Genomic DNA, 20,249 nt, shown 5'->3' on the forward strand with positions numbered 1-20,249 from the left:
TCCCGAGTGGTGGTGACCGACGCGTCGGCTGACACTCGAAGATCCAGACCCTCATGTGAGGGCTCACCGCCGAGCCCGAGGAGCCATCTTGACCAGCACCGCACGAGCCTCCGCCTCGGCAGATCACAACCCGCTGCCGGAGCACATCGGCCACATCATCTTCATCACGGCCGCCGCCGCCATGGGCGGCTTTCTCTTCGGCTACGACAGCTCCGTCATCAACGGCGCCGTCGAGGCCATCCGTGACAAGTACAACATCGGCTCCGGCACGCTCGCCCAGGTCATCGCCATCGCCCTGATCGGCTGCGCCATCGGCGCCGCGACCGCGGGCCGGATCGCCGACCGGATCGGCCGTATCCGCTGCATGCAGATCGCCGCCGTCATGTTCACCGTCAGCGCCGTCGGCTCGGCACTGCCCTTCGCGCTGTGGGACCTGGCCCTGTGGCGGATCATCGGCGGCTTCGCGATCGGCATGGCCTCGGTCATCGGCCCGGCCTACATCGCCGAGGTCTCGCCGCCCGCCTACCGCGGCAGGCTCGCCTCGTTCCAGCAGGCCGCCATCGTGCTCGGCATCGCGGTCTCGCAGCTCGTCAACTACGCCATCCTCAAGGGCGCCCACGGCGACCAGCGCGGCCACATCGTCGGCCTGGAGGCGTGGCAGGTCATGCTCGGTGTGATGGTCATCCCCGCGGTGGTCTACGGGCTGCTGTCGTTCGCGATCCCCGAGTCGCCGCGCTTCCTGATCTCCGTGGGGCGCGAGCAGGACGCCAAGGCCGTACTCGCCGATGTCGAGGGCTCGGACACCGACCTGGACGCCCGTGTCGCCGAGATCGAGACCGCCATGCGGCGCGAGCACAAGTCGACCTTCAAGGACCTGCTCGGCTCCCGCGGCGGTTTCCTGCCGATCGTCTGGATCGGTATCGGCCTGTCGGTCTTCCAGCAGCTCGTCGGCATCAACGTGGCCTTCTACTACTCGTCCACGCTCTGGCAGTCGGTCGGCATCAACCCCAGCAGCTCGTTCTTCTACTCCTTCACCACGTCGATCGTGAACATCATCGGCACGGTGATCGCGATGATCTTCGTGGACCGGATCGGCCGCAAGCCGCTGGCGCTGATCGGCTCCACCGGCATGGCCGTCGCGCTCGCCCTGGAGGCGTGGGCCTTCTCGTCCAAGTCCGGTGCCACCCTGCCGAACACCGAGGGCACGGTCGCCCTGATCGCCGCTCACTGCTTCGTGCTCTTCTTCGCCCTGTCGTGGGGCGTCATCGTCTGGGTCTTCCTCGGCGAGATGTTCCCCAACAAGATCCGGGCCGCGGCGCTCGGCGTCGCCGCCTCCGCGCAGTGGATCGCCAACTGGGCCATCACCGCGAGCTTCCCGAGCCTGGCGGACTGGAATCTGTCGGGCACGTACGTCATCTACGCGTGCTTCGCGACGCTCTCCATCCCGTTCGTGCTGGTGTTCGTGAAGGAGACGAAGGGCAAGACGCTGGAGGAGATGGGATAGCCGGGCGCCAAGCTCGCCGGGTGCCGGGTGCCGGGTGCCGGGTGCCGGGTGCCGGGTGTCGGGCCGCGGGCCCCGGAGGCTACGCGGCGAGCTTGGGGAGCACCTGCTCCGCGAGCAGCCGCAGGCTCCGCCAGCCCTCGTCGACGGGCATGCCCCCGCACAGCGGGTGCAGCACCAGGCTCGCCTGGTCACCGCCCGCCTCGGCGAGGGCGACGCACTGCGCCGGTGTGACGATCCGGTAGACGCCCTCCGCGCGCAGCTCCGCCACTCCCGACGCGGCCGAGCGGACCGCCGAGTGGATGTCGCCCGACTGCCAGGACGCGTAGGTACGCGCCTCGTGCAGCAGGTGCCCGCCGTACTCGGCCCAGGCCCGGTCCGGGTCCTCGGCGATGTGCAGCAGCGGCACGTCGGCAGGGGGCATCAGGCACCAGCCCTCCGTGCCGTACGCGGCCAGCCGCTCCTCGTAGTACGCCGCCAGCTCCGGCAGGTGCGCGCTGGGGAAGAACGGCAGGCCGAGCCGGGCCGCCCTGCGGGCCGCGGCCCGTGAGCTGCCGCCGATCAGCAGCGGCGGATGCGGCCGGGAGTACGGACGGGGCGTGACGCGTACGGTCCGGCCGCGGTAGTCGAAGGGCTCGCCGGTCCAGGCCGCGATCAGCGTGTCGAGCACCTCGTCCTGGAGGGCGCCGCGCCGGTGCCAGTCCTGGCCGAAGGCCGCGTACTCCTCCGGGCGGTAGCCGATCCCGGCCACCGTGACCAGCCGCCCGCCGCTGACCAGGTCCAGTACGGCCAGGTCCTCCGCCAGCCGCAGCGGGTCGTGCAGCGGCCCGATCAGCGCGGACACCGTCACCGAGATCCGGCTGGTGGCGCCGAGCACCGCTCCCGCGAAGGCCAGCGGCGCCGAGAGCCAGTTGTTCTCCGCGCCGTGGTGCTCCTCGGTCTGCACGGTGGTGACGCCGTGCTCGTCGGCGTACCTGGCCATCTCCAGGGCAGCCCGGTACCGTGCGCCGAGTGCCTTCGGCTCGGCCCCCGGATCGATCAGATTCATGCGCACGACGGTCACGGTCATGGCGGACGGCCCCCTTCGCCGGATGCGGGCGACCGGAGATTAGCTGACGCAGCGTCAGATTCACAGGGCCGCGACGGTCCGGGGACGGCTGGGGCGGGCCGGGAAGGCCGCGGTCCGCCGCCCGCTCGCCGCCCGCTCGCCGCCCGCGCGGCGCGGATACGGGCGCGGGTCCTGGGCGGGCGGGGGGTTTCCCGTACGGTTGACGTGCGCGTGTGCCTGACCGAGCCGTGACGCCTCGGTGGTCCCGAGCGTCGGTGGGCTAGCATGCACACGCCCTGACCTGGTGAAAGGCTCCGAAAGAAACCATGGAAATCGTCGTCCTTGCCGTAGTCATCGCCCTGGTCGTGATCCTCGGCGCCGGTGGACTGGTCGTCGGCAGCCGCCGCAAGAAGCGGCAGCTCCCGCCGACGCCGCCGAGCAGCCCGTCCGTCACCGCGCCTCCCGCGGAACCGCACGTCGGTGACGAGGCCGAGGCCCCGCGGGAGGAGCCCCGCAGGACCATCGAAGAGGTCGCCCTGCCCGGCGCGACCGCCGCGCCCGACGCGGTGGAGGAGGTGCAGGTCCCCCAGGCGCCGGTGCTCGAACAGCCGGAGCCCACGGCGGGACGCCTCGTCCGGCTGCGCTCACGCCTGTCGCGCTCGCAGAACTCGCTGGGCAAGGGCCTGCTCACGCTGCTCTCCCGTGAACGCCTCGACGAGGACACGTGGGAGGAGATCGAGGAGATCCTGCTCACCGCGGACGTCGGCGTCGCGCCCACCCAGGAACTGGTGGAGCGGCTGCGCACCCGCGTGCGGGTGCTCGGCACCCGGACCCCGGACGAGCTGCGCGGGCTGCTCCGCGAGGAGCTGATCACGCTCCTCGACCCGGAGCTGGACCGCACCCTGCACACCGAGAGCCACGAGACGTCCCCGGCCGTCCTGATGGTCGTCGGCGTCAACGGCACCGGCAAGACCACCACCACGGGCAAGCTCGCCCGCGTGCTGGTCGCCGACGGCCACAGCGTCGTGCTCGGCGCGGCCGACACCTTCCGCGCCGCCGCCGCCGACCAGCTCCAGACCTGGGGCGAGCGCGTCGGGGCGCGTACGGTACGCGGCCCCGAGGGCGGCGACCCCGCCTCCATCGCCTTCGACGCGGTCAAGGAAGGCATCGCCGAGGGCGCCGACGCGGTGCTCATCGACACCGCGGGCCGCCTGCACACCAAGACCGGCCTGATGGACGAGCTGGGCAAGGTCAAGCGCGTCGTGGAGAAGCACGGCCCGGTCGACGAGGTGCTGCTCGTCCTCGACGCCACCACCGGCCAGAACGGCCTCGTCCAGGCGCGCGTCTTCGCCGAGGTCGTCGACATCACCGGCATCGTCCTCACCAAGCTCGACGGCACCGCCAAGGGCGGCATCGTCGTCGCCGTCCAGCGGGAGCTGGGCGTCCCGGTCAAGCTCATCGGCCTCGGCGAGGGCGCCGACGACCTTGCCCCGTTCGAGCCGGGCGCCTTCGTGGACGCGCTCATCGGGGACTAGGGCCTGTCGTACGGCTGCGGTAAGGGGCGCTCACCCAGGTGGGCGTCCCTTACTCGTACCTGGTTGTGTACGGCAGGCGGCAGGCGGCGAGGAGCGAGCGGCAAGCGCCGAGCCCCGAGCGCCGAGCGGGACGGCAGGGCTCAGGCGAAGGCGCTGTCGCGGTGGCTGACGTACGCCAGAGTGCCGAGCAGGAGGCGGGCCTCGGGGGGCTGGGCGGCCGAGTCGAGGACCGGCTCGCGCAGCCAGCGGACCGGGCCGTGGCCGCCGAGGTCGGACGGGGGAGCCGTCACATGGTCGCCGGGGCCCAGGCAGCGCAGGTCGAGGCGCGCGTCGTCCCAGCCCATCCGGTAGAGCAGGTGCGGCAGCTCGGCGGCGGCGCCCGGCGCGACGAAGAACTGCGCGCGCCCCGTCGGCGTCAGCAGGACCGGACCGAGCCGCAGTCCCATCCGCTCCAGCCGTACCAGCGCCCGGCGCCCGGACGCCTCGGCCACGTCGAGCACGTCGAAGGTCCGCCCCGCGGGCAGCAGCACCGCGGCCCCCGGCACCTGTGACCAGGCATGGGCGGCCCGCTCAAGCGTGGTGCCCGCAGGGATCTCGTCGGCGAAGGGCAGCGGATGCGCGCCCGGCTCCTTGCAGTCGTCCGCGCCGCACGAGCACGAACCGCCGCCGCGCGAGGCCCGCGCGCCGGGCACCACGGCCCAGCCGCACAACCCCGTGTACTCCGCGACAGTGGTGCACACGGCGGCGCGCGTTCGCCGGCGCGCGCCGGGCCGAACCCCGGACCGCCCTCCGGTCCGCTGCTGCCGGATCTCCCGCATGCTGCCGATCGTGAACACCATGACACCTCCAACGGATCGCCGCGCCCGATGGTTACGCACCCGCCTGACCTCGTCCGACCGGCATGTGTCAAGTGAATCGCCTGTCGCCATAGTCGAGTTCATTCGAAGGGGTGGCGAATGGTGGCGTTTCCGCAACAACGGTCGCGGACGGGTGATCGTAGGATTACTTTCGGTTCGTAGGCCGACGAGGGCCGTCCGCACGCCTGCTCGGTTGTGCCGCAGGCATGCCTACGGCGGTGCGTGCGGTGTCGACAGGACTCAACCAGCCCTGGTATCCAAAGGGTTGAGCTAGTTCGGATGGGGGCTTGACCGTGGGCGGCACACAAGAGAAGCAGCCCAACGCGCAGTTGACCTCCTGGTTCGTGCGCAGCGGCTGGTCCAAGGGCGAGCTGGCCCGTCAGGTGAACCGCAGGGCACGCCAGTTGGGCGCCCACCACGTCAGCACCGACACCTCACGCGTGCGCCGCTGGCTCGACGGCGAGCAGCCCCGCGAGCCCATCCCGCGCATCCTGTCCGAGCTGTTCTCCGAGCGCTTCGGCTGCGTGGTGCCCGTCGAGGACCTGGGACTGCGCTCCGCGCACCAGCCCGCCGCGGGCGGCGACGTCGACCTGCCGTGGGCGGGCCCGCAGACCGTCCAGTTGATCAACGAGTTCTCCCGCAGCGACCTGATGCTCGGCCGCCGCGGCTTCCTCGGCGCCTCGCTCGCGCTGTCCGCGGGCCCCGCGCTCATCGAGCCCATGCAGCGCTGGCTGGTGCCCACCGGCTCCGCCGCGGGCGGCCCGCAGGGCCCATCGGGGGCCGACGGACCGCTGCTCACCGCGCCCCGCGACACCGCGGGACGCCCCTCAAGGCTGTCGGAACAGGAGTTGCAGCTCCTGGAGTCCACCACCGTGATGTTCCGCGAGTGGGACAATCAGTGCGGTGGCGGCCTGCGCCGCAAAGCCGTCGTCGGCCAGCTCCACGAGGTCACCGACCTGCTCCAGGAACCGCAGCCCGAGGCCGTGGCCCGCAGGCTGTACCGGATCACCGCCGACCTCGCCGCGCTCGCCGGATGGATGAGCTACGACGTCGGACTCCAGCCCACCGCCCAGAAGTACCTGGTCCTCGCGCTGCACGCGGCCAAGGAAGCGGGCGACCGGCCGCTCGGCGCCTTCATCCTGTCCTCGATGAGCCGTCAGATGATCCACCTGGACCGGCCGGACGACGCCCTGGAGCTCATCCACCTCGCGCAGTACGGCAGTCGGGATTCGGCCACCGTCACCACCCAGGCGATGCTGCACTCGCTGGAGGCCCGCGCGTACGCCAACATGGGCCAGGTCAACAAGTGCCACCGCGCCGTCCGGATGGCCGAGGACACCTGGAGCGACTCCCGCCCGGCCGAGGACCCGTCCTGGATCAGCTTCTTCAACGAGGCCGAGCTGAACGCGGAGAACGCGCACTCCTACCGCGACCTCGCCTACATCGCGGGCCGCAGCCCCACGTACGCCTCCCTCGCGCACCCCGTCATGGAGCGCGCCGTCGAGCTGTTCAGCGACGACCCGGTGCACCAACGCGCGTACGCGCTCAATCTGGTGGGCATGGCCACCGTGCACCTGCTCCAGCAGAACCCCGAGCAGGCCGCGCACTTCACCGAGCACGCCATCACCGTCGCCAAGCGGGTCCGCTCCGAGCGCGTCAACACCCGTATCCGCAAGACCACCCAGTCCGCGGTACGCGACTACGGCGATGTCGCCGAGGTCGTCGCGCTCTCCGACCGGCTCTCGGCGGAGCTCCCGGAAGTCGCCGCGTCCGCGTGAACGTCGCCGCGTCCGTACACGTCAACGCGCCCGCGTAAACGTCGAGGCGTCCGCTGTGGCTCGGCCCTCCGCGTAACGCGGCATTACTGTCACGCCTGTCCCGGCCGTCCCGTATACCGACGGGTATCCGACCGGCTTCCCCGACTCGTGGCCGGTCCGTATCCGCTTCGTATCCCATCCCACGTCACACGCGTATACAGCCTTCCGGTCACGTACGGCCGGTTCACCTTCACGTAACACGCGCGACTTCTTCGTCACGGCGCCGAAACACCGTGCGGCATCGTCGGAAACCCGCCTGAGCGAATCTCTTGGCGAAAACCGGCCCAACCCTTGCACCGCCCGCACGGGCCGTTCGGATGACGAGGAGACGCCGATGGCACCAGCCATCATCACGCTGGCCGCGGATGCGCCCAAGCTCGATACCGGAAGTACGGCGTTCATGCTGATCAGCGCCGCCCTAGTGATGGTGATGACCCCAGGTCTCGCCTTCTTCTACGGCGGCATGGTGCGCGTCAAGAGCGCCCTGAACATGTTGATGATGAGTTTTATCAGTCTGGGCATCATCACCATTCTCTGGACGCTGTACGGATTCAGTTTCGCCTTCGACAGCGGTAGCGGCTTCATGGGCGGCACCGACTGGCTGGGCATGCGCGGTATCGGTATCTCGGAGCTCTGGCCCGGATACGGCATCCCGGTCTATGTCTTCGCCGTCTTCCAGCTCATGTTCGCGATCATCACCCCGGCGCTGATCAGCGGCGCCCTCGCCGACCGCGTCAAGTTCACCGCCTGGGCGCTGTTCATCACCCTGTGGGCCACGGTCGTCTACTTCCCGGTCGCGCACTGGGTGTGGGCCTCCGACGGCTGGCTGTTCAAGAAGGGTGTCATCGACTTCGCCGGTGGTACCGCGGTGCACATCAACGCCGGCGCCGCGGCCCTCGGAGTCATCCTCGTGATCGGCAAGCGCAACGGGTTCAAGAAGGACCCGATGCGCCCGCACAGCCTCCCGCTGGTCATGCTCGGCTGCGGCCTGCTGTGGTTCGGCTGGTTCGGCTTCAACGCGGGCTCCTGGCTCGGCTCCGACGGCGTCGCCGCCGTGGCCTTCACCAACACCCAGGTCGCCACCGCCGCCGCGATGCTCGGCTGGCTGATCTACGAGCGGATCAGGCACGGCTCCTTCACCACCCTGGGCGCCGCGTCCGGCGCGGTCTCCGGTCTGGTCGCCATCACCCCGGCCTGCGGCTCGGTCTCCCCGCTCGGCGCCATCGCCGTCGGTCTGATCGCCGGTGTCGCCTGCGCCGCGGCCGTCGGCCTGAAGTACCGCTTCAACTACGACGACTCGCTCGACGTCGTCGGCGTCCACATGGTCGGCGGCATCGTCGGCTCCCTGCTCATCGGCTTCTTCGCCACCGGCGGCGTCGGCCAGACCGCCAAGGGCGTCTTCTACGGGGGCGGCTGGCACCAGCTCGGCCTCCAGTTCATCGGCGTCGGCGCGGTCCTCGGCTACTCCCTGGTGTGCGCCGCGATCCTCGCCAAGCTCATCGATGTCACCATGGGCTTCCGGGTCACCGACGACGAAGAGGTCACCGGCGTCGACCAGGTCCTGCACGCCGAGACCGCGTACGACTTCGCGGGTGTCGGCGGCCGGTCCTCCGTCCCCGTGCCCGGTGCGAACAGCGAGGCGGACGCCTCCAGCAAGAAGGTGGACGCGTGAAGCTCATCACCGCCGTCGTGAAGCCCCACCGGCTCGACGAGATCAAGGAAGCACTCCAGGCGTTCGGCGTCCACGGCCTCACGGTCACCGAGGCCAGCGGCTACGGTCGGCAGCGTGGACACACCGAGGTCTACCGGGGCGCGGAGTACACCGTCGACCTGGTGCCGAAGATCCGCATAGAGGTACTGGCGGAGGACGCGGACGCCGAACAGCTCATCGAAGTGATCGTGAAAGCGGCCAGAACCGGCAAGATCGGTGACGGCAAGGTGTGGAGTCTGCCGGTCGACACGGCCGTCAGGGTCCGCACCGGCGAGCGCGGCCCCGACGCGCTTTAGTGCCGTGACCGGCGGTGTTCGCCGGGAGGGGCACCAGGACCACACCATTGGCCCCCAGCGTGGAGAACGAGTGACCGACAGCGTCGAAGCGCAGGACAGCAGTTACGCGGCGGCCCGGCTGCGTCTCCTCAACGAGGAGGCGCGGTCCGGGCCGCCGCGCCGTGCGGCCCTGGCCGCCCTCACCGACCAGTGGCTCGCGCAGCTCGCCACCGAGGCCGCGGCGGCCACCGGCACCACGGGCTTCGCCCTGCTGGCCGTCGGCGGCTACGGGCGCGGCGAGCTGTCACCGCGCAGCGACCTCGACCTGGTGCTGCTGCACGACTCGCAGAAGACCGTCGCGGCCCTCGCCGACCGCATCTGGTACCCGGTCTGGGACCTCGGCCTGGCCCTGGACCACTCGGTACGCACCCCGGCGGAGGCCCGGCAGACCGCGGGGGAGGACCTCAAGGTCCAGCTCGGCCTGCTCGACGCCCGGCACATCGCGGGCGACTCCGCGCTCACCGCGGCCCTGCGCAGCAGCGTCCTGGCCGACTGGCGCAATCAGGCACCCAAGCGGCTGCCCGCGCTGCACGAGATGTGCCAGGAGCGCGCCGAACGCCAGGGCGAGCTGTCGTACCTGCTGGAACCCGACCTCAAGGAGGCCCGCGGCGGCCTGCGCGACGCCACCGCGCTGCGGGCCGTCGCCGCCTCCTGGCTCGCCGACGCGCCCCGCGAGGGCCTCGAAGAGGCCCGCACCACCCTGCTGGACGCCCGCGACGCCCTGCACCTGGCCACCGGCCGCGCCACCGACCGGCTCGCCCTCCAGGAGCAGGACCAGGTCGCCGACGCGCTCGGCCTGCTCGACGCCGACGCGCTGCTGCGCCAGGTCTACGAGGCCGCCCGGCGGATCGCGTACGCCTCCGACGTCACCTGGCGCGAGGTCGGCCGCGTCCTGCGCTCACGCCAGCAGCGGCCCCGCCGCCGCGGACTGCTCGGCCGCGGCCGTACGACCCCCGCCGCCGTCCACACCCCCGAGCGCGTACCGCTGGCCGACGGCGTCGTGGAGCAGGAGGGCGAGGCCGTGCTGGCGCTGGCCGCCAGACCCGACCGCGATCCCGTCCTGGCGCTGCGCGCCGCGGCGGCCGCGGCCCAAGCCGGGCTGCCGCTGTCGCTGCACGCCGTCCGCAGGCTCGCCGCGTCGGCCAAGCCGCTGCCCGTGCCGTGGCCGGGGGAGGCCCGCGAACAGCTCGTGACGCTGCTGGGCGCCGGTGAGTCCACCGTCCAGGTCTGGGAGGCGCTGGAGGCCGAAGGGCTGATCACCCGGCTCCTGCCCGACTGGGAGCGGGTCCGCTGCCGCCCGCAGCGCAACGCCGTACACCGCTTCACCGTCGACCGGCACCTGGTGGAGACCGCCGTGCAGGCCGCCGAGCTGACCCGCCGCGTCGGCCGCCCCGACCTGCTGCTGACCGCCGCGCTGCTGCACGACATCGGCAAGGGCTGGCCCGGCGACCACAGCGAGGCGGGCGAGGTCATCGCCCGCGACGTCGCCACCCGGATCGGCTTCCACGAGGCCGACGTCGACACCCTCGCCCTGCTGGTCCGCCACCACCTGCTGCTCATCGACACCGCGACCCGCCGCGACCTCGACGACCCCGAGACCATCCGGTCGGTCGCCGAGACCGTACGGGACACCTCCACGCTGGAACTGCTCGCCGCCCTCACCGAGGCCGACGCGCTGGCCACCGGGCCCGCCGCCTGGAGCACCTGGCGGGCCTCGCTCCTGGCCGACCTGGTCGACCGGGTCGCCGGGGCCCTCGACAGCGGCGCGCTGCCGCAGGTCGCCGACCGCGAGCCCACCGCCGAGGAGGAGCGCCTGGTCATCGAGGCCGCCCGCACCGGCGGCCCGGTGCTGGCGCTGCACGCCCACACCGAGCCCGAGGCCGAGGGCGACGCCCAGGACGAGGCGCTGGGCGTGGAACTCGTCCTCGCCGTCCCCGACCGGCCCGGCCTGGTCGCCCAGGCCGCGGGCGTCCTCGCCCTGCACCGGCTCACCGTCAGGGCCGCCGACCTGCGCGCCGTCGACCCCCTCGGCGAGGGCCCGATCGCGCTGCTGACCTGGCGGGTCTCCGCCGAGTACGGCGCGCTGCCCGAGGCCGCCAGGCTCCGCGCCGACCTCGCCCGCGCCGTCGAGGGCACCCTGGACATCGAGGCCAGGCTCGCCGAGCGGGAGGCCGCCTATCCGCGGCGGCGCGGCATCACCCCGCCGCCGCCCCGCGTCAGCGTCGCCCCCGGCGGCACCTCGCAGACCGCCACCGTCCTCGAAGTCCGCGCCCACGACGCCCCCGGCCTGCTGCACCGCATCGGCCTCGCCCTGACCGCCACCGCCGTCACCGTCCGCTCCGCGCGCATCTCCACCCTGGGCGCGAACGCGGTCGACGCCTTCTACGTCGTCGGCAAGGACGGCGAGCCGCTGCCGCCCGCCCGCGCGGCCGAGGTGGCCCGCCAGGTCGAGAAGGCGCTGCGGTGACGGGGCGGTCGCGGCGGCGGCGATGAATCGCGGTCGCGGCGGCGGCGATGAATCGCGGTCGCGGCGGCGACAATGAATCCGGGGCGAACCGCACGGGGGTCGGCCAAGTACCCTTGAGGACGACCACCGCCCACCCCCGACGCGAGGATCCACGACCGACGTGTTCGATACCCTCTCCGACCGCCTTGCAGCAACCTTCAAAAACCTCCGGGGCAAAGGCCGTCTGTCCGAGGCGGATATCGATGCCACCGCGCGCGAGATCCGGATCGCGCTGCTCGAAGCCGACGTCGCCCTCCCCGCGGTGCGCTCCTTCATCGCGAACGTCAAGGAGCGCGCCCTGGGCGCGGAGGTCTCCAAGGCGCTCAATCCCGCGCAGCAGATCGTCAAGATCGTCAACGAGGAACTGGTCGGCATCCTCGGCGGCGAGACCCGCCGCCTGAGGTTCGCCAAGCAGCCGCCGACCGTGATCATGCTCGCGGGCCTCCAGGGCGCGGGTAAGACGACGCTCGCAGGAAAGCTCGGCAAGTGGCTCCAGGGCCAGGGACACACCCCGCTGCTGGTCGCCTGCGACCTCCAGCGCCCCAACGCCGTCAACCAGCTCAGCGTCGTCGCCGAGCGCGCGGGCGTCGCCGTCTACGCGCCCGAGCCGGGCAACGGGGTGGGCGACCCCGTCAAGGTCGCCGGGGACTCCATCGAGTTCGCGAAGACCCAGCAGTACGACATCGTCGTGATCGACACCGCGGGCCGCCTCGGTGTCGACGAGGAGCTGATGCGGCAGGCCGCGGACATCCGCGACGCCGTACGCCCCGACGAGATCCTCTTCGTCGTCGACGCGATGATCGGCCAGGACGCGGTCAACACCGCGGAGGCGTTCCGCGACGGCGTCGGCTTCGACGGCGTGGTGCTGTCCAAGCTGGACGGCGACGCCCGAGGCGGCGCCGCGCTGTCGATCGCGCACGTCACCGGCAAGCAGATCATGTTCGCGTCGAACGGCGAGAAGCTGGACGACTTCGACGCGTTCCACCCGGACCGGATGGCCTCCCGGATCCTGGGCATGGGCGACATGCTGTCGCTGATCGAGAAGGCCGAGCAGACCTTCAGCCAGGCCGAGGCCGAGAAGATGGCCGCCAAGCTGCAGAGCAGCAAGGGCGGCAAGGACTTCACGCTCGACGACTTCCTGGCCCAGATGGAGCAGGTCCGCAAGATGGGCTCCATCTCCAAGCTGCTCGGCATGCTGCCGGGCATGGGCCAGATCAAGGACCAGATCAACAATCTGGACGAGAAGGACGTCGACCGCACCGCCGCGATCATCAAGTCGATGACGCCTGGCGAGCGGCAGGACCCGCACATCATCAACGGCTCGCGCCGCGCCCGTATCGCCAAGGGCTCCGGCGTCGAGGTCAGCGCGGTCAAGGGCCTGGTGGAGCGGTTCTTCGAGGCGCGCAAGATGATGTCGCGGATGGCCCAGGGCGGCGGCATGCCCGGAATGCCGGGGATGCCGGGCATGGGCGGCGGTCCGGGGCGGCAGAAGAAGCAGCAGAAGCAGGCCAAGGGCAAGCGGCAGTCGGGCAACCCGATGAAGCGCAAGGCGGAGGCCGCGGCTGCCGCCGCCCGCCGCGAGCAGCAGGGCCAGGGGCAGGAGGGCGACAGCCCGTTCGGTCTGCCCCCGGGCGGCGAGAACTTCGAACTGCCCGACGAGTTCAAGAAGTTCATGGGCTGAGCCCGGCGACGGGACCCGGCGGCGTGCGCATCCCGCAGGCGCGCACGCCGTAACGGAGGCGATGATGGGCGCATGCGCGTTTCCATTCGAGAGCCCAGGCCCGCAGACGCCGAAGCCCACCGCGCGGCGGTGCTGCGCTCAGCGGAACACCTCAGACCGTGGAATCCGGTGGACCCGGACGGCTTCCACGAGCTGCTGCGGCAGCAGGGCGGCGAGCTGCGGACCTTCCTCATCTTCAACGACGAGGACGGCGGCCTGGTCGGCAAGTGCAATGTCGCCAACATCGTGCGGGCCCGCTTCCGCAACGCCGCGCTGGGCTACGACAGTTACCTGCCGTACAACGGCACCGGCCGGATGAGCGAGGGGCTGCGGCTGGTGGTGGACCGCTGCTTCACCAGCTATCCGAACGGGCTCGGGCTGCACCGCCTGGAGATCAACGTCCAGCCGGACAACAGCCGTTCGGTCGCGATGGCCAAGCGGCTCGGTTTCCGCCACGAGGGCTTCTCGCCGCGCATGCTCTTCATCAACGACGCGTGGCGCGACCACGAGCGGTTCGCGCTCACCGCCGAGGAGTGGCCGGGCCTGCCGTCCGACTGACGACCGGCCGCCGTACGCGTATCCGTATCCGTATCCGTAGGGGTGCGGTCGCAGGGCCCGGCGCTCAGGCCAGCAGCCCGCGCAGCCCTCCGGCCCGTGCCAGCGCCTCCAGTTCGTCCAGCGCGCGCACGGCCCGCCGCGCGGCCTCGGGGTCGGTGCCCGGCAGGCCGCTCGCCGCGAACTCGTCCTCGTCCAGGCGCAGTACGGCCGTGCCGTCGGCGGACACCCACAGGTCGAGGTCCAGATCCTCGACGGTGAGGCCGTCGGCGGCCACGAGCGCGGGCCTGGCGATGTCGCAGTACCAGCCCTTGAGGCAGCCGCGCCCGTCGCGCACCTCCTTCACGGCGTACCAGCGGTCGCGCCAGTAGGTCTCGGTGAACACGTCGCCGGGCTCGAAGCGGACGAAGCCGAAGTCCCTGGCCTCGGGCGCCGCCCAGTCGGCGCGTACGGTCACGCGTACGCCGTCGTCGTGCAGCACGGTCGCGGGATAGCGGCGCTTCTCGCGGCCGGCCTTCGTCAGACGGACCGTGGTCGGGGCGGCGGCCGGGAGCGGCGGGGGAGTGTCGGGCATGCCGCCGACCCTGTCCGACGCGCGGCGGGGCGGGCCACCGAATTTCCACGGACCGCCTGGTTCTGCGCGAGCCACCGGATGCCCGCGGACCACCGGATTCCTACGGCCCCGCGAGGTTTCGGCGGGTGGGCCGGCCGGACCGCGTGCGCCGCTTCGTATACGACGCCGGCGCGGGTTCGGACGCGGACCCGTTATCGGAGCGGGGCAAGATTTTACCTACGCCCGCCTACGCCCGCCTCCGCGCGGCCTGCCCGCCGGGCCGGTCTGCGCCGGGATCACCCGCGTCCGGCGTGCGGACGATCAGATACCGGAAGACGTTCTCCATCCGCACCGAGCCGTCCGGCCGCCGGTACGGGTGCAGCGCCTCGGCGATCTCCTTGTCGACCTGCTGCCGGTCGGTGGCCTCGACCGCCGCGTCGAAGAGCCCGGTGGAGAGCAGACCGCGCACCGCGCTCGGCAGATCCGGGTAGCCGAAGGGGCAGGACACCCGCCCCGAGCCGTCAGGGCGCAGCCCCGCGGCGAGCGCCAGATTCTCCAGGTCGTCCCGGCCGCTGAGCCGTACCTCCCGGGCGGCGGGCCCGCGCGGCTCCGCCAGCCGGGTCGCCACCCGCAGGACCCGCGAGGTCGCGCACCGCTCGGGCGGACCCCAGCCCGCCAGGACGATCGCGGTGTCCGGGTCCGCCGTGGCCGCGGCAGCGCACAGCGACGGCAGCAACTCGGCCGCGGGAGCCGCCGGGTCGAAGGCCGTGACCAGGTCGAAGCCGCCGGTGAGCCGGTGCGGAACACCCGCCGTCAGCCGCGTCCTGCCCCGGGCGCGCGCCGGTCCGCCCCAGGGATGCGCGGGAAGCAGCCGCTCGCGGGCCAGCGCCAGCCGCTGCTCGTCCGTCTCGAAGCCGGTGACGGCCGCGCCCCGGTCCGCCGCCAGCAGCAGCGCGAGCCCCGCGCCGCAGCCGAGGCCCAGTAACCGGGTGTCCGCGCCGACCTCCAGCCGGTCGTACACGCTCTCGTACAGCGGGACGAGCATCCGTTCCTGGATCTCCGCCCAGTCCCGCGCCCTGCTCTCCGCGTCGGACCTGGTTCCGCGATAGAGCGTAGAAGCCATCGACCGCCCCAATCAGATGTGCGCCGTCGTTTTGCCCCCGTGGTGCCGTACCTGCCGCTTGCGTCCCCGAAAGCCAGACAACTGCTGAATCCCGACGCCGTCCAGGGTCCGGAGTGCCCATTTTTGGAACTACCCGCCCAGGCGCCGCACCGGTCCCGGGGCCGACCGGACCGATTCACGCTCGGGGCGGGCGGGGCCGTAACATCTGCGTCATGGCAAAGGCTCCCGTTCTCACCCCCCAGGCGGACGATTTCCCGCGCTGGTACCAGGACCTGATCAGCAAGGCCGAGTTGGCCGACAACGGCCCGGTGCGCGGCACCATGGTCATCCGGCCTTACGGCTACGGCCTGTGGGAGCGGATGCAGCAGGACATGGACGCGCGGATCAAGGAAGCGGGCGCGCAGAACGCGTACTTCCCGCTCTTCATCCCGCAGTCGTACCTGACGCGCGAGGCCGAGCACGTCGAGGGCTTCGCGCCCGAGCTCGCGGTCGTCACGCACGCCGGCGGCAAGGAGCTGGAAGAGCCGATCGTCGTCCGGCCCACGTCCGAGACGATCATCAACGAGTACTTCTCCAAGTGGGTGCAGAGCTACCGCGACCTGCCGCTGCTGATCAACCAGTGGGCGAACGTGGTCCGTTGGGAGCTGCGCCCGCGGCTGTTCCTGCGCACCACCGAATTCCTCTGGCAGGAGGGCCACACCGCCCACGCCACGTACGAGGACGCGCGCGCCTACGCCGCCCGGATCCAGAAGGACGTCTACGCGGACTTCATGGAGAACGTGCTGGCGATGGACGTCGTCCTCGGCCGCAAGACCGCCAAGGAGCGGTTCGCGGGCGCGATCAACACCCTCACCCTGGAAGGGATGATGGGTGACGGCAAGGCGCTCCAGCTCGGCACCAGCCACGAACTGGGGCAGAACTTCGCCAAGGCGTTCGACACGCAGTACCTGTCGAAGGACGGCACGCAGGAGCACGTCTGGCAGACGTCCTGGGGCAGCACGACGCGGATGATCGGCGCCCTGGTGATGACGCACGGCGACGACAACGGGCTGCGGGTGCCGCCGAGGCTCGCGCAGACCCAGGTCGTGGTGCTGGCGATCAAGGGCGACGAGGCGGTCGTCGCCAAGGTGCGGGAGATCGGCGAGACGCTGCGCGCGGCCGGGCTGCGCGTGCACGTGGACGACCGCACCGACACCCCCTTCGGCCGCCGCGCGGTCGACTGGGAGCTGAAGGGCGTGCCCGTCCGCGTCGAGATCGGGCCGCGCGACCTGGAGGCGGGCACCGCGATGCTGGCCCGCCGGATTCCCGGCGGCAAGGAGCCGGTCGCGATCGACACCCTGGCCGACCTGCTGCCCAAGGTGCTCGAAGAGGACCAGGCGACGCTGCTGCGCGAGTCCCGCGAGCGCCGGACGTCCCGCACCGTGGACGTCACGACGATCGAGGAGGCCGCCGAGGCCGCCGCCACCGGCTGGGCCCGCATCCCCTGGGCCGACCTCGGTCCCGAGGGCGAGGCCAAGCTGGCTGAGCAGGGCGTTTCCGTACGCTGCCTGGTCGCGCCCGACGGTTCGGTGCCGGACGCCGACGACACTCCGGGCACGCTGGCGATCGTCGCGCGCGCCTACTGAGGCCGCTCGCGTCCGCTGACCGAAAAGCGGCGTGCGTTATATGTGAATCGTCCGTCGATGGGGCGGGTGCGCGGGTTCTCCACAGACCTGCACACCCGCCCTTCGTCATGCGCATCATCCGGAACTGACCGATCAGTGCAAATTATTTACGGTAGCCCGGTATCGGAACACCGGGAGCGCCCGGCTCGTTGTCACGGCGTGAGCACGACACCACCTGTTCTCGCCGCCGAGCTGGCAGTCGCCTGGGCCGATATTCAACGGCACCATCCCGAGCTGCCCGACCTGGCCGCGCCCGAGTCCCTGATCGGAGAGTCGTCGTCCGCCTGCGGCAACGAGCTCTCCTTCGAAAGGCTGCTGCACGAGGCCGTGCACGGGATCGCCGCTGCCCGCGGAATCCGTGACACCTCGCGTGCCGGCCGCTACCACAACCGCCGATTCCTGGCCATCGCCGACGAAATGGGCCTCGATCACGCGGAGGAGCCGCACCCGAGCAGCGGCTTCTCCCTCGTGGTGATGCGCCCGGACACCCGGAAGCGTTACCGGGTCACCATCGACCGGCTACAGCGCGCCCTCAAGGCGCACACCGTGGCTACCACCGCCGACACCGCACGCTCCTTCCGCGGGCCGGCCGCCAGGCACGGCTCGTCGGGCGGCGGGGTACGGGTCAAGGCCGTGTGCGACTGCGGGCGCAATGTCCGGGTCGTCCCGTCGGTGCTGGCCCAGGCGCCCATCATGTGCGGGGCCTGCGGGCAGCCGTTCCGGATCCCGGAGGTCGTCGGGGTCGGCTGAGTGTGGCAGAATGTCCAGTCGAGAACTCGACAGCCGTGCAGGAACCCTCTCTCCTTCGGCTGACGCGTCCACCGGGCGCGACGACTCCCACAACCCCACGTGGAAGTCCGCCGTGCCCAAACACGTCAATTCCAGGAGAACCCACTCCCGTGGCAGTCAAGATCAAGCTGAAGCGTCTGGGCAAGATCCGTTCGCCTCACTACCGCATCGTCGTCGCCGACTCCCGTACCCGCCGTGACGGCCGGGCCATCGAGGAGATCGGCCTGTACCACCCGGTGCAGAACCCCTCGCGCATCGAGGTCGACTCGGACCGCGCGCAGTACTGGCTCTCCGTCGGCGCCCAGCCGACCGAGCCCGTGCTCGCCATCCTGAAGCTCACCGGCGACTGGCAGAAGTACAAGGGCCTCGATGCCCCGGCACCGCTGCTCGTCTCCGAGCCGAAGGCCGACAAGCGCGCCCTCTTCGAGGCCGCCGCCAAGGACAGCGCGGACGAGCCCAAGGGTGAGGCGATCACCCCGAAGGCGAAGAAGTCCGAGAAGTCCGAGAAGAAGGCCGATGACACCGCCGAGGCTCCGGCCGCGGCCGAGTCGACCGAGGCCTGAGCATGCTCGAGGAGGCCCTTGAGCACCTCGTGAAGGGCATCGTCGACAATCCTGACGATGTGCACGTGGGTATGCGCACCCTGCGTCGCGGCAGCGTGCTCGAGGTCCGGGTGCACCCCGACGACCTCGGCAAGGTGATCGGCCGCAACGGCCGTACCGCCCGCGCGCTGCGTACCGTCGTGGGCGCCCTCGGCGGCCGTGGTGTCCGTGTCGACCTCGTCGACGTGGACCAGGTTCGCTGAGCGGGCCGACACAGAGAACACCGGCGCGGGGCGGGGGGGGGGGGGGGCGGCCCCCACCCCCCCACCCCCCCCACACCCCCCCCCGGCCCCCCCCCCCCCCCCCCCCCCCCCCCCCCCCCCCCCCCCCCGCGTTCGTACCCTTTTCATCCCTGTTCCGGAGTCGGAGAGTGAGCCGTACATGCAGTTGGTAGTCGGCAGGATCGGCCGCGCCCACGGCATCAAGGGCGAGGTCAGCGTCGAGGTGCGGACCGACGAGCCGGAGTTGCGGCTCGCGCCCGGAGCCGTCCTCGCCACCGACCCGGCCGCCACGGGCCCGCTGACCATCGCCACCGGACGCGTGCACAGCGGCCGGCTGATGCTGCGCTTCGAGGGCGTCGCCGACCGCACCGCCGCCGAAGCGCTGCGCAATACGCTGCTGATCGCCGAGGTCGACCCGGAGCAGACGCCGGAGGACCCCGAGGAGTTCTACGACCATCAGCTCATCGACCTCGACGTGGTGACGGTCGACGGGCGCGAGGTCGGCCGGATCGCCGAGATCAGCCATCTCCCGTACCAGGACCTGCTGATCGTCCGGCGGCCTGACGGCACCGAGGTGCTCATCCCGTTCGTCGGCGAGATCGTGCCGGAGATCGACCTGGAGGAGCAGCGCGCGGTGATCGACCCGCCGCCGGGGCTGCTGGACGAGGCCGACGCGGAAGTGGCGACGTCCGGCGAGGGCGCGGGCGGCGCCACGTCCGGCGACGCCACGGATGACGGCGCCACTGATGCCGATGCCACGTCCGGCGACGACGCGGACGGCGTGTGACATGCGGATCGACGTCGTCACGATCTTCCCCGAGTACCTGGAGCCGCTGAACGTCTCGCTGGTCGGCAAGGCGCGGGCGAGCGGGCGGCTCGACGTGCGGGTGCACGACCTGCGCGGGTGGGCGTACGACCGGCACAACACGGTGGACGACACCCCGTACGGCGGCGGACCCGGCATGGTCATGAAGACCGGCCCCTGGGGCGAGGCGCTCGACCAGACCCTCGCCGACGGCTACGAGGCGGGCGCCCGCCGCCCCGCGCTCGTCGTCCCCACCCCCAGCGGCCGGCCCTTCAGCCAGGCGCTCGCCGTCGAACTCTCCGCCAGCCCCTGGCTGATCTTCACACCCGCCCGCTACGAGGGCATCGACACCCGCGTCACCGACGAGTACGCGACCCGGCTGCCGGTCCACGAGGTCTCCATCGGCGACTACGTGCTGGCCGGCGGCGAGGCGGCGGTCCTGGTGATCACCGAGGCGGTGGCCCGGCTGCTGCCCGGCGTCCTCGGCAACGCCGAGTCGCACCGCGACGACTCCTTCGCGCCGGGACCGATGGCCAATCTGCTGGAGGGCCCGGTCTACACCAAGCCGCCGCAGTGGCGCGGGCGCGGCATCCCCGACGTGCTGCTCAGCGGCCACCACGGCAAGGTCGCGCGCTGGCGGCGGGACGAGGCGCTGCGCCGTACCGTCGCCAACCGGCCCGACCTGGTGGAGCGTTGCGACCCCGCGGCCTTCGACAAGAAGGACCGCGAGATGCTCTCCATCCTCGGCTGGGGCCCCGGCCCCGACGGCCGATTTGGGCCCAGCCCGGAGGCCGTGGAAGAATGAGCCGCTGCTGTCCGTCCGGCGCGCGCCCCTGCCACAGGGGGAACGACGTCCGTCCGACGCGGCGGCACCCCATTTTTTGGCAAATCCGCATCGCGACATTCC

The 20,249-nt window shown here is 71.8% G+C and carries 18 protein-coding genes; 14 read left to right on the plus strand and 4 right to left on the minus strand.

What is annotated here, in order from left to right; genetic code table 11:
- Positions 1-88 precede the first annotated feature (88 nt).
- Positions 89-1,504: a sugar porter family MFS transporter gene (locus ACZ4EF_RS11815; RefSeq protein WP_355346347.1), complete on the plus strand. Its 1,416-nt coding sequence runs from the start codon at positions 89-91 to the stop codon at positions 1,502-1,504.
- A 79-nt stretch (positions 1,505-1,583) separates the two neighbouring features.
- Here the strand turns inward: ACZ4EF_RS11815 and ACZ4EF_RS11820 are convergent, their stop codons facing one another.
- Positions 1,584-2,570, minus strand: a complete 987-nt coding sequence (locus ACZ4EF_RS11820) for an LLM class flavin-dependent oxidoreductase (RefSeq protein WP_188281234.1) — start codon at positions 2,568-2,570, stop codon at positions 1,584-1,586.
- Positions 2,571-2,875: 305 nt separating this feature from the next.
- Here ACZ4EF_RS11820 and ftsY point away from each other — a divergent pair, with 305 nt between their 5' ends.
- Entirely contained in the window at positions 2,876-4,084 is a 1,209-nt protein-coding gene (gene ftsY / locus ACZ4EF_RS11825; protein WP_391050355.1) for a signal recognition particle-docking protein FtsY, read from the plus strand.
- Positions 4,085-4,224: 140 nt separating this feature from the next.
- Here the strand turns inward: ftsY and ACZ4EF_RS11830 are convergent, their stop codons facing one another.
- Positions 4,225-4,923 carry a bifunctional DNA primase/polymerase gene (locus tag ACZ4EF_RS11830; protein ID WP_391050354.1) on the minus strand — a complete coding sequence of 233 codons (699 nt, stop codon included), beginning with the start codon at positions 4,921-4,923 and terminating at the stop codon, positions 4,225-4,227.
- 311 nt (positions 4,924-5,234) lie between these two features.
- Between ACZ4EF_RS11830 and nsdA the strand changes: the two genes are divergently transcribed.
- The 6 genes from nsdA to ACZ4EF_RS11860 all read left to right on the plus strand — a co-directional run bounded on the left by nsdA (position 5,235) and on the right by ACZ4EF_RS11860 (position 13,588).
- Positions 5,235-6,719, plus strand: coding sequence for a transcriptional repressor NsdA (gene nsdA / locus ACZ4EF_RS11835; protein ID WP_467504077.1), 1,485 nt, complete (start codon positions 5,235-5,237; stop codon positions 6,717-6,719).
- 373 nt (positions 6,720-7,092) lie between these two features.
- A complete protein-coding gene (locus tag ACZ4EF_RS11840; RefSeq protein ID WP_391050352.1) occupies positions 7,093-8,430 on the plus strand; it encodes an ammonium transporter in 1,338 nt (445 codons plus the stop codon).
- A complete protein-coding gene (locus ACZ4EF_RS11845; RefSeq protein ID WP_355346362.1) occupies positions 8,427-8,765 on the plus strand; it encodes a P-II family nitrogen regulator in 339 nt (112 codons plus the stop codon). The genes ACZ4EF_RS11840 and ACZ4EF_RS11845 overlap by 4 nt, the downstream gene beginning before the upstream one ends.
- Before the next feature lie 70 nt (positions 8,766-8,835).
- Positions 8,836-11,271 carry a [protein-PII] uridylyltransferase gene (locus ACZ4EF_RS11850; protein WP_391161456.1) on the plus strand — a complete coding sequence of 812 codons (2,436 nt, stop codon included), beginning with the start codon at positions 8,836-8,838 and terminating at the stop codon, positions 11,269-11,271.
- A 160-nt stretch (positions 11,272-11,431) separates the two neighbouring features.
- A complete protein-coding gene (ffh, locus tag ACZ4EF_RS11855; protein WP_391050350.1) occupies positions 11,432-12,991 on the plus strand; it encodes a signal recognition particle protein in 1,560 nt (519 codons plus the stop codon).
- 72 nt (positions 12,992-13,063) lie between these two features.
- Entirely contained in the window at positions 13,064-13,588 is a 525-nt protein-coding gene (locus tag ACZ4EF_RS11860) for a GNAT family N-acetyltransferase (RefSeq protein ID WP_355346371.1), read from the plus strand.
- A 64-nt stretch (positions 13,589-13,652) separates the two neighbouring features.
- Here the strand turns inward: ACZ4EF_RS11860 and ACZ4EF_RS11865 are convergent, their stop codons facing one another.
- Together ACZ4EF_RS11865 and ACZ4EF_RS11870 are read right to left on the minus strand one after the other, a co-directional pair.
- Positions 13,653-14,159 carry a ribonuclease FAU-1 family protein gene (locus tag ACZ4EF_RS11865; RefSeq protein WP_467504081.1) on the minus strand — a complete coding sequence of 169 codons (507 nt, stop codon included), beginning with the start codon at positions 14,157-14,159 and terminating at the stop codon, positions 13,653-13,655.
- A 226-nt stretch (positions 14,160-14,385) separates the two neighbouring features.
- Complete coding sequence (locus tag ACZ4EF_RS11870; RefSeq protein WP_391161454.1) at positions 14,386-15,261, minus strand: SAM-dependent methyltransferase; 876 nt, start codon at positions 15,259-15,261, stop codon at positions 14,386-14,388.
- A gap of 212 nt (positions 15,262-15,473) precedes the next feature.
- On the opposite strand from ACZ4EF_RS11870, the gene proS reads away from it, so the two are divergent.
- From proS to trmD, 6 genes are all read left to right on the plus strand, one after another.
- Positions 15,474-16,886: a proline--tRNA ligase gene (proS, locus tag ACZ4EF_RS11875; RefSeq protein WP_391161453.1), complete on the plus strand. Its 1,413-nt coding sequence runs from the start codon at positions 15,474-15,476 to the stop codon at positions 16,884-16,886.
- A 198-nt stretch (positions 16,887-17,084) separates the two neighbouring features.
- Positions 17,085-17,675: a hypothetical protein gene (locus ACZ4EF_RS11880; protein WP_188281222.1), complete on the plus strand. Its 591-nt coding sequence runs from the start codon at positions 17,085-17,087 to the stop codon at positions 17,673-17,675.
- 149 nt (positions 17,676-17,824) lie between these two features.
- The gene (rpsP, locus tag ACZ4EF_RS11885) at positions 17,825-18,277 is read left to right on the plus strand and encodes a 30S ribosomal protein S16 (protein WP_467504084.1); all 453 of its coding nucleotides are present in this window, start codon (positions 17,825-17,827) and stop codon (positions 18,275-18,277) included.
- Positions 18,278-18,279: 2 nt separating this feature from the next.
- Positions 18,280-18,519, plus strand: coding sequence for an RNA-binding protein (locus tag ACZ4EF_RS11890; RefSeq protein WP_355346386.1), 240 nt, complete (start codon positions 18,280-18,282; stop codon positions 18,517-18,519).
- 178 nt (positions 18,520-18,697) lie between these two features.
- Positions 18,698-19,324 carry a ribosome maturation factor RimM gene (rimM, locus tag ACZ4EF_RS11895; RefSeq protein WP_467348447.1) on the plus strand — a complete coding sequence of 209 codons (627 nt, stop codon included), beginning with the start codon at positions 18,698-18,700 and terminating at the stop codon, positions 19,322-19,324.
- Position 19,325: 1 nt separating this feature from the next.
- Entirely contained in the window at positions 19,326-20,147 is an 822-nt protein-coding gene (gene trmD / locus ACZ4EF_RS11900) for a tRNA (guanosine(37)-N1)-methyltransferase TrmD (RefSeq protein ID WP_355346392.1), read from the plus strand.
- Positions 20,148-20,249 lie beyond the last annotated feature (102 nt).

This window comes from Streptomyces sp. NPDC025721 (assembly GCF_055558595.1).

Coding starts and splice junctions, on each gene's coding strand:
- ftsY (WP_391050355.1), top strand. CDS start 2,876: ATGGAAATCGTCGTCCTTGCCGTAGTCATCGCCCTGGTCGTGATCCTC.
- ACZ4EF_RS11870 (WP_391161454.1), bottom strand. CDS start 15,261: ATGGCTTCTACGCTCTATCGCGGAACCAGGTCCGACGCGGAGAGCAGG.
- ACZ4EF_RS11890 (WP_355346386.1), top strand. CDS start 18,280: ATGCTCGAGGAGGCCCTTGAGCACCTCGTGAAGGGCATCGTCGACAAT.
- ACZ4EF_RS11865 (WP_467504081.1), bottom strand. CDS start 14,159: ATGCCCGACACTCCCCCGCCGCTCCCGGCCGCCGCCCCGACCACGGTC.
- rimM (WP_467348447.1), top strand. CDS start 18,698: ATGCAGTTGGTAGTCGGCAGGATCGGCCGCGCCCACGGCATCAAGGGC.
- ACZ4EF_RS11840 (WP_391050352.1), top strand. CDS start 7,093: ATGGCACCAGCCATCATCACGCTGGCCGCGGATGCGCCCAAGCTCGAT.
- ACZ4EF_RS11860 (WP_355346371.1), top strand. CDS start 13,064: ATGCGCGTTTCCATTCGAGAGCCCAGGCCCGCAGACGCCGAAGCCCAC.
- ACZ4EF_RS11820 (WP_188281234.1), bottom strand. CDS start 2,570: ATGACCGTGACCGTCGTGCGCATGAATCTGATCGATCCGGGGGCCGAG.
- ACZ4EF_RS11830 (WP_391050354.1), bottom strand. CDS start 4,923: ATGGTGTTCACGATCGGCAGCATGCGGGAGATCCGGCAGCAGCGGACC.
- proS (WP_391161453.1), top strand. CDS start 15,474: ATGGCAAAGGCTCCCGTTCTCACCCCCCAGGCGGACGATTTCCCGCGC.
- trmD (WP_355346392.1), top strand. CDS start 19,326: ATGCGGATCGACGTCGTCACGATCTTCCCCGAGTACCTGGAGCCGCTG.